This is a genomic window from Streptosporangium sp. NPDC050148 (assembly GCF_055586505.1).
Map to the genome: position 1 here is coordinate 80,064 of NZ_JBVJIA010000012.1, position 16,031 is coordinate 96,094.

At 71.2% G+C, this 16,031-nt stretch carries 12 protein-coding genes; 10 read left to right on the forward strand and 2 right to left on the reverse strand.

From position 1 onward, the window contains the following. Nucleotides 1-9: 9 nt before the first annotated feature. Nucleotides 10-1,206, reverse strand: coding sequence for a pentapeptide repeat-containing protein (locus ACZ6RT_RS15860; RefSeq protein ID WP_470154148.1), 1,197 nt, complete (start codon nt 1,204-1,206; stop codon nt 10-12). A gap of 231 nt (nt 1,207-1,437) precedes the next feature. Here ACZ6RT_RS15860 and ACZ6RT_RS15865 point away from each other — a divergent pair, with 231 nt between their 5' ends. The 3 genes from ACZ6RT_RS15865 to ACZ6RT_RS15875 all read left to right on the forward strand — a co-directional run bounded on the left by ACZ6RT_RS15865 (nt 1,438) and on the right by ACZ6RT_RS15875 (nt 3,307). Further along, complete coding sequence (locus ACZ6RT_RS15865; RefSeq protein ID WP_470154149.1) at nt 1,438-2,121, forward strand: alpha/beta fold hydrolase; 684 nt, start codon at nt 1,438-1,440, stop codon at nt 2,119-2,121. Then, nucleotides 2,118-2,570, forward strand: a complete 453-nt coding sequence (locus ACZ6RT_RS15870) for a hypothetical protein (RefSeq protein ID WP_470154151.1) — start codon at nt 2,118-2,120, stop codon at nt 2,568-2,570. Before ACZ6RT_RS15865 ends, ACZ6RT_RS15870 begins: the two co-directional genes overlap by 4 nt. Before the next feature lie 167 nt (nt 2,571-2,737). Next, a complete protein-coding gene (locus ACZ6RT_RS15875) occupies nt 2,738-3,307 on the forward strand; it encodes a hypothetical protein (RefSeq protein ID WP_399185875.1) in 570 nt (189 codons plus the stop codon). Nucleotides 3,308-3,374: 67 nt separating this feature from the next. On the opposite strand, the gene ACZ6RT_RS15880 is transcribed toward ACZ6RT_RS15875, so the two are convergent. Beyond that, nucleotides 3,375-5,384, reverse strand: coding sequence for a beta-galactosidase (locus tag ACZ6RT_RS15880; RefSeq protein ID WP_470154153.1), 2,010 nt, complete (start codon nt 5,382-5,384; stop codon nt 3,375-3,377). 192 nt (nt 5,385-5,576) lie between these two features. On the opposite strand from ACZ6RT_RS15880, the gene ACZ6RT_RS15885 reads away from it, so the two are divergent. The 7 genes from ACZ6RT_RS15885 to ACZ6RT_RS15915 all read left to right on the forward strand — a co-directional run bounded on the left by ACZ6RT_RS15885 (nt 5,577) and on the right by ACZ6RT_RS15915 (nt 15,973). Beyond that, on the forward strand, nt 5,577-7,865 hold the full coding sequence (locus tag ACZ6RT_RS15885) for a TIM-barrel domain-containing protein (RefSeq protein ID WP_470154155.1): 2,289 nt from the start codon (nt 5,577-5,579) through the stop codon (nt 7,863-7,865). Nucleotides 7,866-7,875: 10 nt separating this feature from the next. Continuing rightward, the gene (locus tag ACZ6RT_RS15890) at nt 7,876-9,180 is read left to right on the forward strand and encodes an ABC transporter substrate-binding protein (RefSeq protein WP_470154157.1); all 1,305 of its coding nucleotides are present in this window, start codon (nt 7,876-7,878) and stop codon (nt 9,178-9,180) included. Between the two features lie 107 nt (nt 9,181-9,287). After that, nucleotides 9,288-10,166: a carbohydrate ABC transporter permease gene (locus ACZ6RT_RS15895; protein ID WP_399185879.1), complete on the forward strand. Its 879-nt coding sequence runs from the start codon at nt 9,288-9,290 to the stop codon at nt 10,164-10,166. Then, nucleotides 10,163-10,978: a carbohydrate ABC transporter permease gene (locus ACZ6RT_RS15900; protein WP_399185880.1), complete on the forward strand. Its 816-nt coding sequence runs from the start codon at nt 10,163-10,165 to the stop codon at nt 10,976-10,978. Before ACZ6RT_RS15895 ends, ACZ6RT_RS15900 begins: the two co-directional genes overlap by 4 nt. A 237-nt stretch (nt 10,979-11,215) precedes the next feature. Beyond that, nucleotides 11,216-14,143 carry a glycoside hydrolase family 3 C-terminal domain-containing protein gene (locus ACZ6RT_RS15905; protein ID WP_470154159.1) on the forward strand — a complete coding sequence of 976 codons (2,928 nt, stop codon included), beginning with the start codon at nt 11,216-11,218 and terminating at the stop codon, nt 14,141-14,143. 200 nt (nt 14,144-14,343) lie between these two features. After that, entirely contained in the window at nt 14,344-15,210 is an 867-nt protein-coding gene (locus tag ACZ6RT_RS15910; protein ID WP_470154161.1) for an aldo/keto reductase, read from the forward strand. A 307-nt stretch (nt 15,211-15,517) separates the two neighbouring features. Further along, nucleotides 15,518-15,973 (forward strand): Hsp20/alpha crystallin family protein, encoded by a 456-nt coding sequence (locus ACZ6RT_RS15915; RefSeq protein ID WP_399185883.1) that lies wholly within the window; start codon nt 15,518-15,520, stop codon nt 15,971-15,973. The last annotated feature ends 58 nt before the right edge of the window (nt 15,974-16,031 follow it).

A 16,031-nucleotide genomic window follows, 5' to 3' on the forward strand; every position in this document is an offset into this window, starting at 1 on the left:
GGGGAGGGGTCAGCGGACCTTGGGCCGCAGGCGGTTCAGCGCGTTCCGGCCGTCCTGGACGGCCTGGGCCACGAAGTGCAGCTCCTCCTGGCGCCTGGCGATCGACAGGGCCTGCTTGGCGGCCTCGTACGCGTCCAGGGCGTGCCGCCAGTCGCGGTCGGCGGTCATCCCGCCGCGCCCGCCGAGCTGGAACTCGTAGTCGAGCTGGTCGATCTCCTCGCCCAGCCGGGTGATGTCCTCCTCGGCGCCGTGGCGCATCAGCGCGAACCGCTGGGCCCGCCGGGTGCGTCCCTGGGCGCTGATCCCCCAGGCCACCACGGTCAGTGCCAGGCCCACCGCGCTGACCACGACCATGATCAGGCCCACCGACGCGCCACCGCCCCGGGCGGCGGCGGCCGACGGGGAGTCCGACGGCTCGCCGGAGAAGATGCCGAGGTCGGGAACTGTGATCGGCGTCGAGGGGTCCAGGCCCGTGGGGGTGCCCTTGGAGCCGGTGAGGTCGGCGTCGTCGGCCTGGACGAAGGACGCGCCCTCGACCAGCGCCCCGGTGAAGTCGGCGCCGTCCAGCTCGGCCTGGGTGAAGGTGACCTCTCTGAGGTCGGCGTCCTTGAGGGTGGCGTTGCGCAGGTTCGCCTGACCCATCTTGGCCTCGTGCATCTTGGCCCGGGTGAAGTCGGCCTTGCGCCCCTTGAGCTGGCCGGGGGTGCTCTCCTCCAGGTCGGCGTCGATCAGCTTGGCGTTGGTGAAGTCCGCCTGGGTCAGCTCGGCCCTGGTCAGCGCCACCCTCGACAGGTCCGCGTGCGGGAAGTACGCCTGCCCCGCCTCGGCGTCGACCATGACCGCGTCCCGCAGGTCGGCGTGGTCGGCGTGCATCTGCCCCAGGGCGGCCTCGGTGAGGTCGGCCCTGCGCAGGTCGGCGTACTTCAGCGTGGCCTGGGTCAGGTCGGCCTGCTTGAGCGAGGCGCCGTGCAGGATCGCGCCGGTGAGGTCCTTCTGGGTCAGGTCCACCCCGTCCAGCTTCGCCTTGGTCAGGTCGGCGCAGCGCAGGTTCGCCGGGAGCCTGGCGCCCTCGGTGAAGTCCCTGCCGCGCAGGTTCGCGCCCTCACCGGGCCGGCACGGCCCGGTCGCGGCCTGGACGGGAGAGAACAGTGTCCCCGACAGCGCGATGATCGCGACGATGAGAGCCAGGGGGATGGAACGACGCACGGGAGCCTCCTTCAAAGCAGTCCCGATGGTGTCAGCGGATCATTGCATCCCGCTAGACGGCCGCTTGCATCGTCCTCCGGACGCCACCCGCCGGTGCTCCCCGGATCCCCGGCAGGGACGCGGGCGCGGCCGGTGGCGTGCCGTCCACCGTGAACCGGACCGGCGCCGCCGCCGGGAGCTCTGCGGAGGGATGGCCGCACGCCCGACCGACACGGTCGGTATCGTCGGGGCATGACCGACCACCGCGCGGTCGACGTGGACGGGATCCGGCTCGCGTACCGGGTGTCCGGAGCCGTCGACGCCCCGCCGCTCGTCCTGCTGCACGCGCTGGGCAGGACCGCGGCCGACTGGGACGGCGTGGTGGCCGCCTTCGAGCCCCACTGGCGGGTCCACGCCCTGGACCTGCGCGGGCACGGGGACAGCGCCTGGCCCGGTGACTACTCCCTGGAACTCATGCGCGACGACGTGCTCGGATTCCTGGACGCCCTGGCGCTCGACCGGGTGACCCTGGTCGGGCACTCGCTGGGCGGGTTCGTGGCGTACCTGCTCGCCGAGGACCACCCCGAGCGGGTGGAGCGCCTGGTCCTGGAGGACGTCTCGGCGCCGCTGCCCCGGGAACGGACCGTGCCGGTCAGGCCGGACGGGGCACTGCCCTTCGACTGGGCGATGGTGCTCGCCGTCAAGAAGCAGATCGACGATCCCGACCCGGTGTGGTCGGACCGGCTCGGCCGGATCACCTCGCCGACCCTCATCGTGGCGGGCGGGTCGCTGAGCCACGTGCCGCAGGACCTGATCGCGGAGATGGCGCGGCGGATCCCCGACGCCCGCGTCGTCACCGTCGAGGCCGGGCACCTGGTGCACGACGTCCGGCCCCGGGAGTTCACCGACGCGGTCCTGGCGTTCCTGCGGCCGTGAACACCCCCCTCGCCGCCGTGACGCAGATCGCCGTCCCGTTCCTCTGGCTCGGGATGGTGCTGGCCATCTCGTTCCTGGAGGCGCCGCTGAAGTTCCGCGCGCCCGGCATCACCGTGCCGCTCGGGCTCGGCATCGGCCGCCTGGTCTTCCGGGCGCTCAACGTCGCGGAACTCGTCCTGGCCGTCGTCCTCACCCTGGCACTGCTCCTCGGCGCGGGCGGCCTCGCCCTCGGAGACGTCGCGACGACGGTGCTCATCGCCCTCTGGGTGCTGCTGGTCGTCCAGGTGACGGTGCTGCGGCCTCGCCTGGACCGCCGCGCCCGGCAGATCATCGAGGGCGGGAACCCGCCGCGCTCGCACCATCACCTGCTCTACATCGCGGCCGAATGCCTCAAGGTCGTGCTGCTGGTCACGCTCGGCGTCCTGCTCGCCTCCCGGCTCCTGCCGTGACGCCCGCCGGGTGACGCCGGCGGGTCACCGCACGGCCCGCCACGCGGGCTCGCGGGGTGGATCACCACGCAGGCGGACGCGCGCTCAGCCTGCAGGCGGACGACGGGCGCCGTCGTGACGGCCGACCATGGAGCCTGCTCACCACAGGCTCTCGTAAGGACACGAACATGCTCAAGAAGTCTCTGCCGGCCGCGCTGGCGGCGGCCCTCGCCGCTCTCACCCTGGCCCCCGCCGCCCCCGCCGCGGCCGTCGCGGAGCCAACGATCGAGGTCCGCCTCGGGCACAGCTCGACCCTGAAACAGTCGAACAGCAAGTTCACCTGCCCCGCGAACGAGGTGCTGATCGGCCGCGCGCACCGTGGCGACGAGAACGGCGACACCACGTTCCGGTGCGGGCGTATCTTCATCGACAACGTCCAGGTCACGGTGCTCAAGCTGGACTTCTGGGGCACCGTGAAGGATGAGAACGAGCACGACTACCGTGCCCCGGAGAACCGGGCCATCGTCGGGATCCGGCACGACGGGGACGAGAACGGCGACACCGTCTACTACAGCGGTGCGCTGTACCTGCAGAGCAAGCCGGTGCAGATCCACGCCAGGCAGCTGGGGGACTGGGTCAGGGAGAACAACCACGACTCGATGGCCGGCGCCGGCCAGGTGATGACCGGCCGCAAGCACAGCGGGGACGAGAACGGCTGGACCCAGTACGAGTACGGCTGGGTCTCCTACAGCGGCTGATCGCGCAGCCGGGCGGCGATCCGTCCCGCGGGGGACGCCGCCACCCGGCCCCGATCCCCCGCGAAGGTCAATGCCACTCCCGGGGGCGGGAGGCGGAACGGTCGAGGTCCAGGTCGTCGTGCGTCCGTACGGCGAAGCCGCCCGGGGGGAGGGTGACGCCCTCCACCTTCTGCTCCTCGTCGCCGTGGTTGACGGCGAAGAACCAGTCGCCGCGGCGGACGAGTTCCACGGGGGCGGGGGTCAGGCCCAGCAGGCGGGCGTAGGCGTCGTCGGACAGGCGGGTGGAGACGTACAGGGCCGTGCCGGAGCCGTGGGAGTGGCGGGTGATCGCGGGCTGTCCGTCGAGGGGGGTGCCGGAGGCGTGCGCGCCGGTGTAGACGGCCAGCGCCTCGGCGCCCTCGAGGTGGACGTGCTCGCTCCAGAACGTGCCGGTCTCCCCCCGGGGACCCGGGAAGGTCGCCGTGTGGTCGTCCGGGGCGTCCGGGGCGTCCGGGGCGTTCAGGGCGTCGGGGGCCGAGAGCGTGAGGGCGACGTCGGGCGGGAGGGGGTGGAACTCCTCGACCCTGATGCCGAGGAGGTCGCGGAGGGCGCCGGGGTAGCCGCCGAGGCGGACGCGGGCGTGCTCGTCGGCGACGCCGCTGAGGTAGGAGACCACGAGCGTGCCGCCGTCGGCGACGTAGCGGCGCAGGTTGTCGGCGTCGGCGTCGGAGACGAGGTACAGGGCCGGGACGAGCACGAGCGGGTACGCCGACAGGTCGGCCGAGGGGTGCACCAGGTCTGCGGTGACGCCGTGCCGGTAGAGCACCCGGTGGGCCTGGCGTACCGCGTCGGTGTAGGCGATCTCGGACGACGGCAGGCCGGGTGCCTGCAGGGCCCAGTTCGCCTCGGAGTCCACCAGGATCGCGGCCCCGGCCTCGACCGGGGCGGCGCAGGCGTCCACCAGGGTCGGCAGCAGCGCGCCCAGCTCGCAGATCTCCTCGAAGATCCGTGAGTCGGGCCCGGCGTGCGGCACCATGCCCCCGTGCCAGAGCTCCGCACCGCCCCGCGAGGCCCGCCACTGGAAGAACATCGCCCCCCGCGAACCCCGTGCCACGTGCGACAGGCTCAGCCGGGTGATCTCCCCGGGGCGTTTGGCGACCATCCGGGGGCCGGTGTAGGTGACCACGGCCTGTTCCATCAGCAGCCAGGGCTTCCCGGAGGCCCAGCCCCGGGCCAGGTCGGCGGCGAACGCGGTCTCGGCCGGGGGGTCGGCCGAGGGGTAGTGATCGATCGCCACCACGTCGACCTCGTCGGCCCAGTGCCGGTGGTTCACCGGCACCCAGTCGCCGAGGACGAAGTTCGTGGTGACCGGGATGTCCGGGGTGATGTCCCGCAGGACGGCCTTCTGGTCACGGAAGTGGTCGAGCATCGCGTCGGAGACGAACCGCCGGAAGTCGAGCACCTGGGAGGGGTTGGGCAGGTACTGGGTGGCGCGGGGCGGGGTGATCTGCTCCCAGGCCGAGTAGTGCTGGCTCCAGAACGAGGTGGTCCAGGCGTCGTTCAGCGCCTTCAGGGTGCCGTGCCGCTCCCGCAGCCAGACCCGGAAGGCGTCCGCGGCGTGGTCGCAGTGGCAGACGGTGCCGTACTCGTTGTGCACGTGCCACATGGCCAGCGCGGGATGGTCGAAGTAGCGCTCGGCGAGGGCGTCGGCGATCCGCAGGCAGGCGTCCCGGTAGGCGGGGGCGTGCACGCAGTAGGTGTCGCGGCTCCCGTGGGTCAGGCGGGTGCCGTCGGCGGTGACGGTGAGGGCGTCGGGGTGGGCCAGGCCGAACCAGGGCGGCGGCGAGGCGGTGGGGGTGGCGAGGTTGACGGCGATCCCGCCCTCGTGCAGCAGGTCGAGGACGCGGTCGAGCCAGCCGAAGTCGTGGACCCCGGGCAGGGGCTCCAGCCGGGCCCAGGAGAACACTCCGACGCTGACCAGGTTGACCCCGGCCCGCCGCATCAGCGCGACGTCCTCCTCCCAGACCTCCTCGGGCCACTGCTCGGGGTTGTAGTCCCCGCCGTAGTACAGCCCGCCGGTCCGTCCAGGCCAGTCCACGCTCGCCCCTTTGTTTGGATGCAAACTAAACTAATTATCACGGGTCACCGGTTCCGTTCAAGAGCCGGATCGCTCGTCCTCTCCGGTCCGGGCGCCCGGCGGACCGGACCGCGGGGCGTGCCCCGCCATTGACGTTTGTTGGTTTGGACGTAAAACTAATTCCGCAGCCGCACGTCGAGCTCTGGAGTTCCCATGCCCTACCGTCCCCCGCTGGTCGCGCACGAGTACTTCGTCGCGGATCCGCCGGAGCTGCCCGTCCGCTCGCACGGCGAGGAGGGACTGTCGGCGCTGATCTCGGCGGAGCCGGTGGCCTCCGACGAGGCCGGGGTGATCCTCAAGGCGGTGACCACCGCCGAGGAGACGCTCCTGGTGCAGGTCGGTGTGGCGGGCGAGGGCGTGATCCGGGTCAGGCTGGGCCAGGACGCGGACGCGCGGACCCGGTCGGCCCCGGCGATCTCCATGGTCACGCCGGGTGAGTTCGCCGGGGCCCGGGTGGAGAACCGGGACGGGACGATCCTGCTCGACGCGGGCTCGCTCCGCGCGGAGATCACCCTGTCGCCCTGGCACCTGAGGTTCACCGACGCGAGCGGGGCGCCGCTGCTGGAGCAGGACCGGGGGCACACCGACATCAGCGGCCGGCTGCGCACGCTGCCGTTCGGCCGCTCGGCCTCGGGCGGGACGGTGGCCGGCTACCACGAGAGCTTCGTGGCCGGGGCCGACGAGGCGTTCACCGGGTTCGGCGAGTCGTTCACCCGGCTCGACAAGCGTGGCCAGCGCCCCCTGATGTGGAACTTCGACGCGTTCGGCGCCGAGTCGCAGCGGGCGTACAAGAACGTGCCGTTCTACCTGTCCAGCAGGGGCTACGGCGTGCTGGTGGACAGCGGGGCGCCGGTGGAGTTCGACGTGTGCCAGACCACGCACAGCTGCGTGCAGATCGTGGTGCCGGACGACCTCATCGACTACTACGTGATCGCCGGTCCCACCCCGCCGGAGGTGCTCGGCCGGTTCGACCTGCTGACCTGCGCGCCGCAGCTCCCGCCCAAGTGGGCGTTCGGCACCTGGATCTCCTCGGGGTTCTTCGTCGACACCCAGGAGCGGGTGATGAACAGGGCGCGCACGATCCGCGAGCGCGGCATTCCCTGCGACGTGCTGCACCTGGACACCTACTGGCAGACCGACGGCCACTGGTCCGACCTGCGCTGGGACGCCGGCGGCTTCCCCGACCCCGCGGGCATGCTGGCCGAGCTGGACGCCATGGGCTTCAAGGTCTGCCTGTGGATGAACCCCTACGTCTCCCACCTCAGCCCGGCCTTCCCCGAGGCCGCCGAGAACGGATTTTTCCTGAAAAATCCGGATGGTGAGGTGTACGTCGCGGACTGCTGGCACGGCTCGTACCCGGCCTGCGGCATCGTCGACTTCACCTCGCCCGCCGCCGTCGAGTGGTTCAAGGGGCTGCTCCGCCCGCTGCTGGAGCAGGGTGTGCAGGTCTTCAAGACCGACTTCGCCGAGGGCGTGCCGCACGACGCCGTGGCGGCCAACGGCATGTCCGGCACCGACCTGCACAACGTCTACACGCTGCTGTTCAACGACGTCGTCTCGGAGGTGACCCGCGAGGTCACCGGGCACGGCATGGTCTGGGCGCGCTCGTCGTACCTGGGCGGGCAGCGGCACGCGGCGCAGTGGAGCGGCGACACCTACACCAGCTACCCGGCCATGGCCAGCACGCTGCGCGGCGGGCTGGCGCACGGCCTGTCCGGCATCCCGTTCTGGAGCCACGACGCCGGGGGGTTCACCGGCCGTCCCACCGACGACCTGTACGTCCGCTGGACCCAGTTCGGCGCCCTGTCCCCGCTGCTGCGCCTGCACGGCACCACCAGCCGGGAGCCGTGGGAGTTCCCCGAGGTGGAGGCCGAGGCGGTGGAGGCGCTGAGGCTGCGCTACCGGCTCATGCCGTACATCTACAGCGCGGCCGTGGAGGCCGCCAGGACCGGGGCGCCGATGATGCGGGCGCTGTGCGTCGACCACCCCGACGACCCGGTGGCCTGGCAGGCCGACCTGGAGTACCTGCTCGGCCGCGACCTGCTGGTGGCGCCGATGACCTCGCCCGAGCAGGTCAGGAAGGTCTACCTGCCCGCGGGCGAGTGGGTCGACCACTGGACCGGCGAGGTGCTGACCGGCGGCCGGTACGTCACGGCCGCCACTCCGCTGGACCGCATCCCGCTGTACGCGCGGCACGGCGCGATCGTCCCCGTCCTCGCCGACCCGGGCGGGACCGTCGGCGAGGGGCCGTTCGGGGAGATCACCCTGGTCGCGTACGGCGTCGGACAGGGCCGCACCACCGTCTCCGACCTCGACGGGGACACCGTGATCATCTCCGTCCCGGACGGGGAGGGCCTGCGGGTGACCGTCTCGGGGAGCGCGCGGATCGCGGGCGTCGAATTCGTGGGGACCGACGTCCCGGTCGTCATCACCACCACCTAGGAGAAGAACCATGCTCAACCTGAGAGCGGGTGTCGCCGTCGTGGCGGCGGTCGTGGCGCTGGCCGCCTGCGGCGGCACCGAGCCCGCGGCGCAGTCACCCGCCGCGGACGGTCCCCGCGTCCTGAAGCTCTGGCACTACGAGGCCGCCGACAGCGCGATGGGCAAGGCCTGGACCGAGGCCGTCAAGCAGTTCGAGGCGTCCCACCCCGGGGTGACGGTGAAGTTCGAGGAGAAGGCGTTCGAGCAGATCCGCCAGTCCGCGGGCATGATCCTCAACTCGGACGAGGCCCCGGACGTGATGGAGTACAACAAGGGCAACGCCACGGCCGGGCTGCTGTCCAAGCAGGGGCTGCTCACCGACCTGACCCCCGAGGTGACCAGGCGCGGCTGGGACAAGCTGCTCAGCCCCTCGCTCCAGACCACCGCGAGGTACGACGAGCGCGGCGTCATGGGCTCGGGCAACTGGTACGGCGTCCCGAACTACGCCGAGTACGTGATGGTCTACTACAACAAGGACGCCTTCAAGAAGGCGGGCGTCGAGGTGCCCACCACCTTCGAGGAGTTCACCGAGGTCCTCGACACGTTCGCGAAGAAGGGCACCACCCCCATCGCGATGGGCGGCGCCGAGTACCCCGCGCAGCACATCTTCTACCAGCTCGCGCTGAGCAAGGCGCAGCGGCCCTGGGTGGACGCCTTCCAGCTCTACAAGGGCAAGGTCGACTTCAAGGGGCCGGAGTTCACCTACGCGGCCGACACCTTCGCCGACTGGGTGAAGAAGGGCTACATCGGCAAGGACTCCGCCGCGGTCAAGGCCGAGGACATGGGCGTGTCCTTCATCGGCGGCAAGTACCCGATCCTGATCTCCGGCAGCTGGTGGTACGGCCGCTTCGTCAGCGACGTCAAGGACTTCGAGTGGGGCTCGTTCCTCTGGCCGGGCGGCACGATGAGCGCCGGGTCCAGCGGCAACGTCTGGGTCGTCCCCGAGAACGCCAAGAACAAGGACCTCGCCTACGACTTCATCGACATCACGATGAAGAAGGAGATCCAGAACCTGCTGGGCAACTCCGGCGGCATCCCGGTGGCGGCCGACACGGCCGCGATCACCGACGCCAAGAGCAAGGAGCTGATCGAGAACTTCAACACGCTCTCGTCCTCCGACCGGCTGGCGTTCTACCCGGACTGGCCGGCCCCCGGCTACTACGACGTGCTCGTGTCCGGGCTGCAGAACCTCATCAACGGGTCCAAGTCCTCCGCCGAGGTCCTGGACGAGCTCGCCGCGCCGTACCAGGAGAACCTCGCCGACCTCGGCAACTGAGCACGCCCCCGACCGCGTGGCCCGGCCACGACCGAGCACGACCGGCCCGCGCGGCCCGGCGACGTACGGGGTCCCGTACGTGTGGAGACACAGAGAGGAGACCTCCGATGCAGAGGTCTCGTGACCGCGGGTACCTGGTGTTCCTGCTGCCCGGTGCCCTGCTGTTCACCGCGGTCGTCGCGGTGCCGTTCCTGATGAACGTCGGGATCGGCTTCACCCGGTGGCAGGGGATCGGCGATCCCCGGTGGATCGGGCTGGACAACTACTCCCGGCTGCTGGCCGACGCGCGGTTCTGGACCTCCTTCCGCAACAACGTCGCGCTGATCGTCGCGATGGCGATCGTCCCGACGATCGTCGGGCTGGTCCTGGCGGCCACGCTCTTCGACCACGTGGGCAGGAGGTTCGGCCCCCGCACGGCCGGGGCGCTGCGGGCCGCGTACTACCTGCCGCAGGTGCTGCCGGTCGCGGTCGCCGGCATCGTCTGGGGCTGGATCATGCACCCGCGCTTCGGGGCGCTGAACGAGTTCCTCGCCCTGCTGGGGATGGAGCCGAGGAACTGGCTCGGCGACCCGGACTGGGCGCTGCCGAGCGTCATGGCCATCATGGTGTGGTTCCAGATCGGCTACCCGGTGGTCATCTTCATGGCCGGGCTGCAGCGGGTGGACCCCGCGCTGTACGAGGCCGCGGAGATGGACGGCGCGTCATGGTGGCGGCGGTTCTGGCACATCACGATCCCGCAGATCCGGCCGGAGATCTACGTGGTCCTGCTGACCTGCACGATCGCCGCCCTCAAGGTCTTCGGGCCGATCTTCGTGCTGACCCGGGGCGGCCCGGGCGGGGCCACGCTGGTGCCGTCCTACTTCAGCTACCAGAACTTCTTCGAGAAGGCCAACGTCGGATACGGCTCGGCGATCGCCACCGTGCTCACCCTGGTGATCATCGTGGTGACGGTGTTGTTCCTCCGGGTTCAGGACAGGGAAGCATGATCCGGAAATACTCGGTCCTGGCCGCGCTGGTCGTGCTGGCCGTCGTGATGCTGGTGCCGTTCGCCATCGTCACGCTCAACGCGGTGAAGTCCCCGGCCGAATACTCCGCGGGCGGCCCGCTGAGCCTGCCCGGCTCGCTGTACCTCGACGGGATCGTCGAGTTCTGGAACCGGGTCGACTTCGGCGGCAAGCTCTGGAACAGCCTGCTGATCAGCGGCTCGGTGGCCGTGCTGGCCACCGTGCTGTCGGTGTTCAACGCGTACGCGATCGGCATCGGCAGGGTGCGCGGCCGGATGTGGATCCTGGTGCTGTTCCTGGTGGCCAACACGCTCCCGCAGGAGGCACTGGTCTACCCGCTGTACTACCTGTCCAAGCAGGTGGGCCTGTACGACACCCGGCTCGGGATGATCATCATCTTCACGGTGATCCAGAGCGCGTTCGGCACCTACCTGCTCTCCTCGGTGCTCGGCCGCTTCCCGCGCGAGATCCTGGAGGCCGCGGCCCTGGACGGGGCGGGCAAGTGGCGGGCCCTGTGGCGGGTCGTCGTGCCGATCAGCTCACCGACGCTGAGCGTGCTGCTCGTCTTCTTCTTCATCTGGACCTGGAACGAGTTCTTCCTGCCGCTGATCTTCCTCATCTCCAACGAGAACCAGACCGTCCCGGTCGCGCTGGGCGTCCTGCAGGGGGACAAGATGATGGACGCGACGATGTCCAGCGCCTCGGCGCTGCTCGGCATCCTCCCGGCCGTCGTCTTCTTCCTCATCTTCCAACGCACCCTGACCCGCGGCGTGACCGTGGGCGCCGTGAAGTGACCCCGCGCTTTCCGCGGCCTTCCCGATCCTCGAAGGCCCCGATCCTCGAAGGCCCCGATCCTCGAAGGCCCCGATCCTCGAAAGGCCCCGGGCCCGCAGAAGCCCTCCCCGGACCCGAGGGGCCTTTTCGGCCCCGTGAGAAGCCCTCCCGACCCCTACCGGGCCCTCCCGGCCCATGTGAGCCTCCCGGCCCATGCGAGCCCTCCCCCCTTCGACTCCCCCTGACCTGGAGGCGAAATGTCCCTGTCGACCAAGGCCGTCGCGGCCGTCGCCGCGGCGGCCCTGACCCTGGGGCTGTGCGCGGCACCCGCCCGCGCGGCCTACGAGCACCCCTTCCGTGACCCCTCGCTCCCGCTGTCCCAGCGCGTGGACGACCTCCTCGGCCGCCTGACCCGGGCCGAGAAGATCTCCTGGCTCCACCAGTACCAGCCGGCCGTGGAGCGGCTCGGCATCGGGCTGTTCAAGACCGGCACCGAGGCGCTGCACGGCGTCGCCTGGTCCACCGACATCGACGACGGCGGCAACGTGGTGACCGCCAAGGGCACGGTCTTCCCGCAGGCCGTGGGCCTGGCCAGCACCTGGGACCCGGCTCTGATCAAGAAGGTCGGCACGGCCGTCGGCGAGGAGGCCAGGGGCTACCACTCCGAGAACCCCCGCGTGTGGGGCCTGCAGCTGTGGGCGCCCGTGGTCAACCTGCTCCGCGACCCCCGCTGGGGCCGCAACGAGGAGGGCTACTCCGAGGACCCGCTGCTCACCGGCGCGATCTCCACCGCGTACGGCTCGGGCATCCAGGGCGACGACCCCGACCACCTGCGGGCGGCGCCGGTGCTCAAGCACTTCATGGCCAACAACAACGAGATCCGCCGCGACACGACCTCCTCCAGCCTGCGCCCGCGCGTGCTCAACGAGTACGAGATCCCGGCCTTCAGGACGGCGCTGGAGGCCGGGGCGGCCACCGGCGTCATGACGGCCTACAACCTGGTCAACGGGCGGCCCGCCACGGTCACCGACCTCACCTCCACGGTCGACACCTGGAGCGACCGGCGGCTGTTCAACGTCTCCGACGCCGGAGGCCCGAACAACCTCGTCGGCTCCCAGCGCTACTTCGCCACCCGGGCCGAGGCCGCCGCCGCCATCGTCAAGGCGGGGGTGTCGAGCTTCACCGTCGACAACACCGACGGGGCCCCGACGGCGGCCGCGGTCGGCGAGGCGCTCGCGCAGGGACTGCTCACCGAGGCCGACCTCGACGAGGCCGTCCGCGACATCCTGCACATCCGGTTCCGGCTCGGCGAGTTCGACCCGGACGGGGGACCGTACGGGAAGATCACCAAGGAGGTGGTCGACAGCCCGGCGCACCGCGCGCTGGCCCGGAGGACCGCCGCCGAGGCGGCGGTGCTGCTGAAGAACTCCTCCGCGGCGCTGCCGATCTCCCCCGGCAAGAAGGTCGCGGTGGTCGGCCCGCTGGCCGACACCCTCTACACCGACTGGTACTCGGGCTCGCTCCCGTACCGCGTCACCCCGCTCGACGGCATCAGGAAGCGGGCCGCGAGCACCGTCTCGGCCGAGGGCGTCGACCGGATCGCCCTGAAGTCCGGCGGCAGGTACCTCACCGCGGGCACCGGCGCGGGCGCCGACCTGAGGCTCTCGTCCACCACGGCCGGGGCCACCGAGCAGTTCGACGTCTTCGACTGGGGGCAGGGCGTCGTCACCCTGCGCAGCGTCGCCAACGGCAGGTACGTCAGCCGGGCGAACTGGTCCACCCTGGTCAACAGCCAGGAGCAGCCCACCGGCTGGTTCGTGCAGGAGCAGTTCAAACTGGAGGCCCAGGCCGACGGCACGACGCTGCTGCGCTACGCCGGGTACGAGACCGCCCAGGACTGGTTCGGCCCGAACGTCTACGTCAAGGCCGCCGCCGACGGCACGCTCTCGCTGAGCGTCGCCGCGGACGCCACCCGCTTCGAGACCGAGACCGTGCGCAGCGGCGTCGACGAGGCCGTCGCGGCGGCGAAGATGGCCGACGTCGCGGTGGTCGTGGTCGGCAGCATGCCGTTCATCAACGGCCGCGAGGACCACGACCGGACCGACCTCGGCCTCGCCGAGGGACAGCGCGAGCTCGTCGAGGCGGTCCACGCCGCCAACCCGAACACGGTCGTGATCCTGGAGAACAGCTACCCGACCACGATCGACGCCCTCCAGCGGAAGGTCCCGGCGATCCTGTGGACCACCCACGCCGGAGCCGAGACCGGTCACGCCCTGGCCGATCTGCTCTACGGCGACGCCAACCCGGCCGGCCGGCTCACCCAGACCTGGCCGAAGGAGAGCACGCCCCTGCCCGACATCCTCGACTACGACATCATCAAGACCCGCGCGACCTACCTGTACTCCACGGCCGACCCGCTGTACGCCTTCGGGCACGGCCTGAGCTACACCACCTTCGGCTACCAGGGCCTCAAGGTCGTCCCCCGGGGCGACGGGCACGAGGTGAGCGTCCGGGTGACCAACACCGGCACCCGGGCGGGTGACGAGGTCGTGCAGCTCTACACCCACCAGCACGCCTCCCGGGTGGAGCAGCCCGTCAAGCAGCTGCGCGGCTTCCAGCGGGTGCACCTGGCCCCCGGACAGACCAGGACCGTGACGTTCCCGCTCAGGACCGCCGACCTGGCCCTGTGGGACGTGACGCGGGGCCGCTTCGCCGTGGAGACCTCCACCCACGACGTCATGGTCGGCTCGTCGTCGGAGAGGATCCGGCAGCGGGCGACCGTACGGGTGACGGGCGAGCGCATCGGTGCCCGCGACCTCACCCGCGTCACCCGCGCCGCCGACTTCGACGACCACTCCGGGGCCGAGCTGGTCGACGAGACCAAGGTGCGCGGCGACGCGGTCGCGGCCTCGGCGGGGGAGTGGATCTCCTTCGAGGACGTGGACTCCGGCTCCGGGGTCACCGGCGTCCGGCTCGGGGTCGCGGCCACCGCGGCCTCCTCGGTCGAGGTCCGCCTCGGCTCGCCGACCGGCACCCTCGCCGGGACCGTGCCGGTGACCGCCACCGGCGGCGTGTACTCCTGGGCGACCGCGCAGGCCCCCGTCCAGGGCGTGCGGGGCCGCCAGGACGTCTACCTGGTCTTCAAGGGGGGACTGCGGATCAGGGACGTCACCTTCACCCGCTGACCGCCGGCGCGTCCCGGGTGCGGCCCGTTCTCCCGTCCCGGCGGGGGAGCGGGCCGCACCCGTCCCGGGGCCGGATGACCAGGGGTCCCGGGGGTAAGGGGGACGGCACGAGATCCCGCAGGGATGTCTCGGGTCACCGATCCGGCGGGACGCGCCGGATCGTCGCGGCCCGCCTGTTGCCTGGTTCTGGGAGGACGACCATGACGACCACTACCCGCCCCGCAGAGGCGTCCGGCCGGTTCGCCATCGGGGGCGACCTCAACGTCAACCGTCTCGGTTTCGGCAGCATGCAGCTCACCGGCGAGGGGGTGTGGGGGGAGCCGCGCGACCCGGAGGAGGCCGTCCGGGTCCTGCGCCGGGCCGTCGAGCTGGGCGTGACCCTCATCGACACCGCCGACTCCTACGGCCCGTTCGTGGCCGAGCGGCTCATCAGGAAGGCGCTGCACCCCTACCCCGACGAGCTGGTCATCGCGACCAAGGCGGGGCTGACCCGGCAGGGGCCCGGCCGGTGGCGTCCGGTCGGCCGTCCGGAGTACCTGCGCCAGCAGGCCGAGCTGAGCCTGCGCCACCTCGGCGTGGAACGGATCGACCTGTTCCAGCTGCACCGCATCGACCCCGCGGTGCCGGTCGCCGACCAGGTCGGGGAGCTCGCGCTCCTGCAGCAGGAGGGCAAGATCCGTCACATCGGTCTCAGCGAGGTGAGCGTCGAGGAGGTCGAGGAGGCGGGCAGGTCGGCGAGGATCGTCTCGGTACAGAACCTCTACAACCTCGCGCACCGCGACGCCGAGCCGCTGCTGGAGTACTGCGAGGCCAACGGCGTCGCCTTCATCCCCTGGTTCCCGCTGGCGACCGGCAGGCTGGCCGAGGCGGGCGGCCCGCTCGCCGAGGCGGCCGCCGGTCACGGGGCCTCGCCTTCGCAGCTCGCGCTGGCCTGGCTGCTGCGGCGCTCGCCGGTGATGCTGCCCATCCCGGGCACCTCGACGGTCGCGCACCTGGAGGACAACGTCACCGCCGCGACCGTCACGCTGACCGACGAGCAGTTCGAGGCGCTGTCCAGGGGGGCCTGACCCCCGGCCGCTTCCCGCTCCCTGCCCCGCTTCCCGTTCCCCGCCCCTGTCCTCGCCCCTGCCCCTGCCCCCCCTGACCCGGCTCGGCCGGGCCTGCTTCGTGAGCCCGCCCGGTTCCCTCGGGAGCCGGGCGTGCTCATCCTTTCCGCAGGTAGAAGCCGTTGTCGATGCTCACCGTGCGCCATCTCTGAAAAATCTTGATGAGATGACTTGCAACCTCGGCCGCCGATAACCTATAACTGAAGTAACAAGTTTCCGAGAAGGAAGGCTTGAGGAAACCTGCCAGGTTCACCGGAGGTGGTTACCGATGCTGCTCACGTCGATCGACCCGTTCGTGCAGGAGTTCGACCGCCGCTTCGACCGGCTCGCCCGCCAGGCCTTCGGCGGGTCCGAGGGCGCCGCGCGCGGGGCCATGCCGCTCGACGGGGTCCGCCGCAAGGACGACGTCCTGCTCAAGTTCGACCTGCCGGGCATCGACCCCGACTCCATCGAGGTGACCGTCGACCGGGGCGTGCTCACGGTGAGCGCCGGCCGCGAGGAGGAGTACGGCGAGGACGACCGCCTGTTCGTCCGCGAGCGCCCGATGGGCACCTTCACCCGGCGCGTCTACCTCTCCGAGCACCTCGACGCCGACAAGGTCGACGCGGCCTACTCCAACGGGGTGCTGGCGGTGCGCATCCCGGTCATCGAGCGGGCCAAGCCCCGCAAGGTCGAGATCCAGAAGGCCGAGAACGTGTCCGAGCAGAAGTCGATCAAGTCCTGAGGGCACTGGGCCTGAACGTGGAACCGGGCAGGGTGGACGGCCGGAACCCTCCGGCCCC

Coding starts and splice junctions, on each gene's coding strand:
- ACZ6RT_RS15865 (WP_470154149.1), top strand. CDS start 1,438: ATGACCGACCACCGCGCGGTCGACGTGGACGGGATCCGGCTCGCGTAC.
- ACZ6RT_RS15875 (WP_399185875.1), top strand. CDS start 2,738: ATGCTCAAGAAGTCTCTGCCGGCCGCGCTGGCGGCGGCCCTCGCCGCT.
- ACZ6RT_RS15885 (WP_470154155.1), top strand. CDS start 5,577: ATGCCCTACCGTCCCCCGCTGGTCGCGCACGAGTACTTCGTCGCGGAT.
- ACZ6RT_RS15890 (WP_470154157.1), top strand. CDS start 7,876: ATGCTCAACCTGAGAGCGGGTGTCGCCGTCGTGGCGGCGGTCGTGGCG.
- ACZ6RT_RS15895 (WP_399185879.1), top strand. CDS start 9,288: ATGCAGAGGTCTCGTGACCGCGGGTACCTGGTGTTCCTGCTGCCCGGT.
- ACZ6RT_RS15900 (WP_399185880.1), top strand. CDS start 10,163: ATGATCCGGAAATACTCGGTCCTGGCCGCGCTGGTCGTGCTGGCCGTC.
- ACZ6RT_RS15905 (WP_470154159.1), top strand. CDS start 11,216: ATGTCCCTGTCGACCAAGGCCGTCGCGGCCGTCGCCGCGGCGGCCCTG.
- ACZ6RT_RS15910 (WP_470154161.1), top strand. CDS start 14,344: ATGACGACCACTACCCGCCCCGCAGAGGCGTCCGGCCGGTTCGCCATC.
- ACZ6RT_RS15915 (WP_399185883.1), top strand. CDS start 15,518: ATGCTGCTCACGTCGATCGACCCGTTCGTGCAGGAGTTCGACCGCCGC.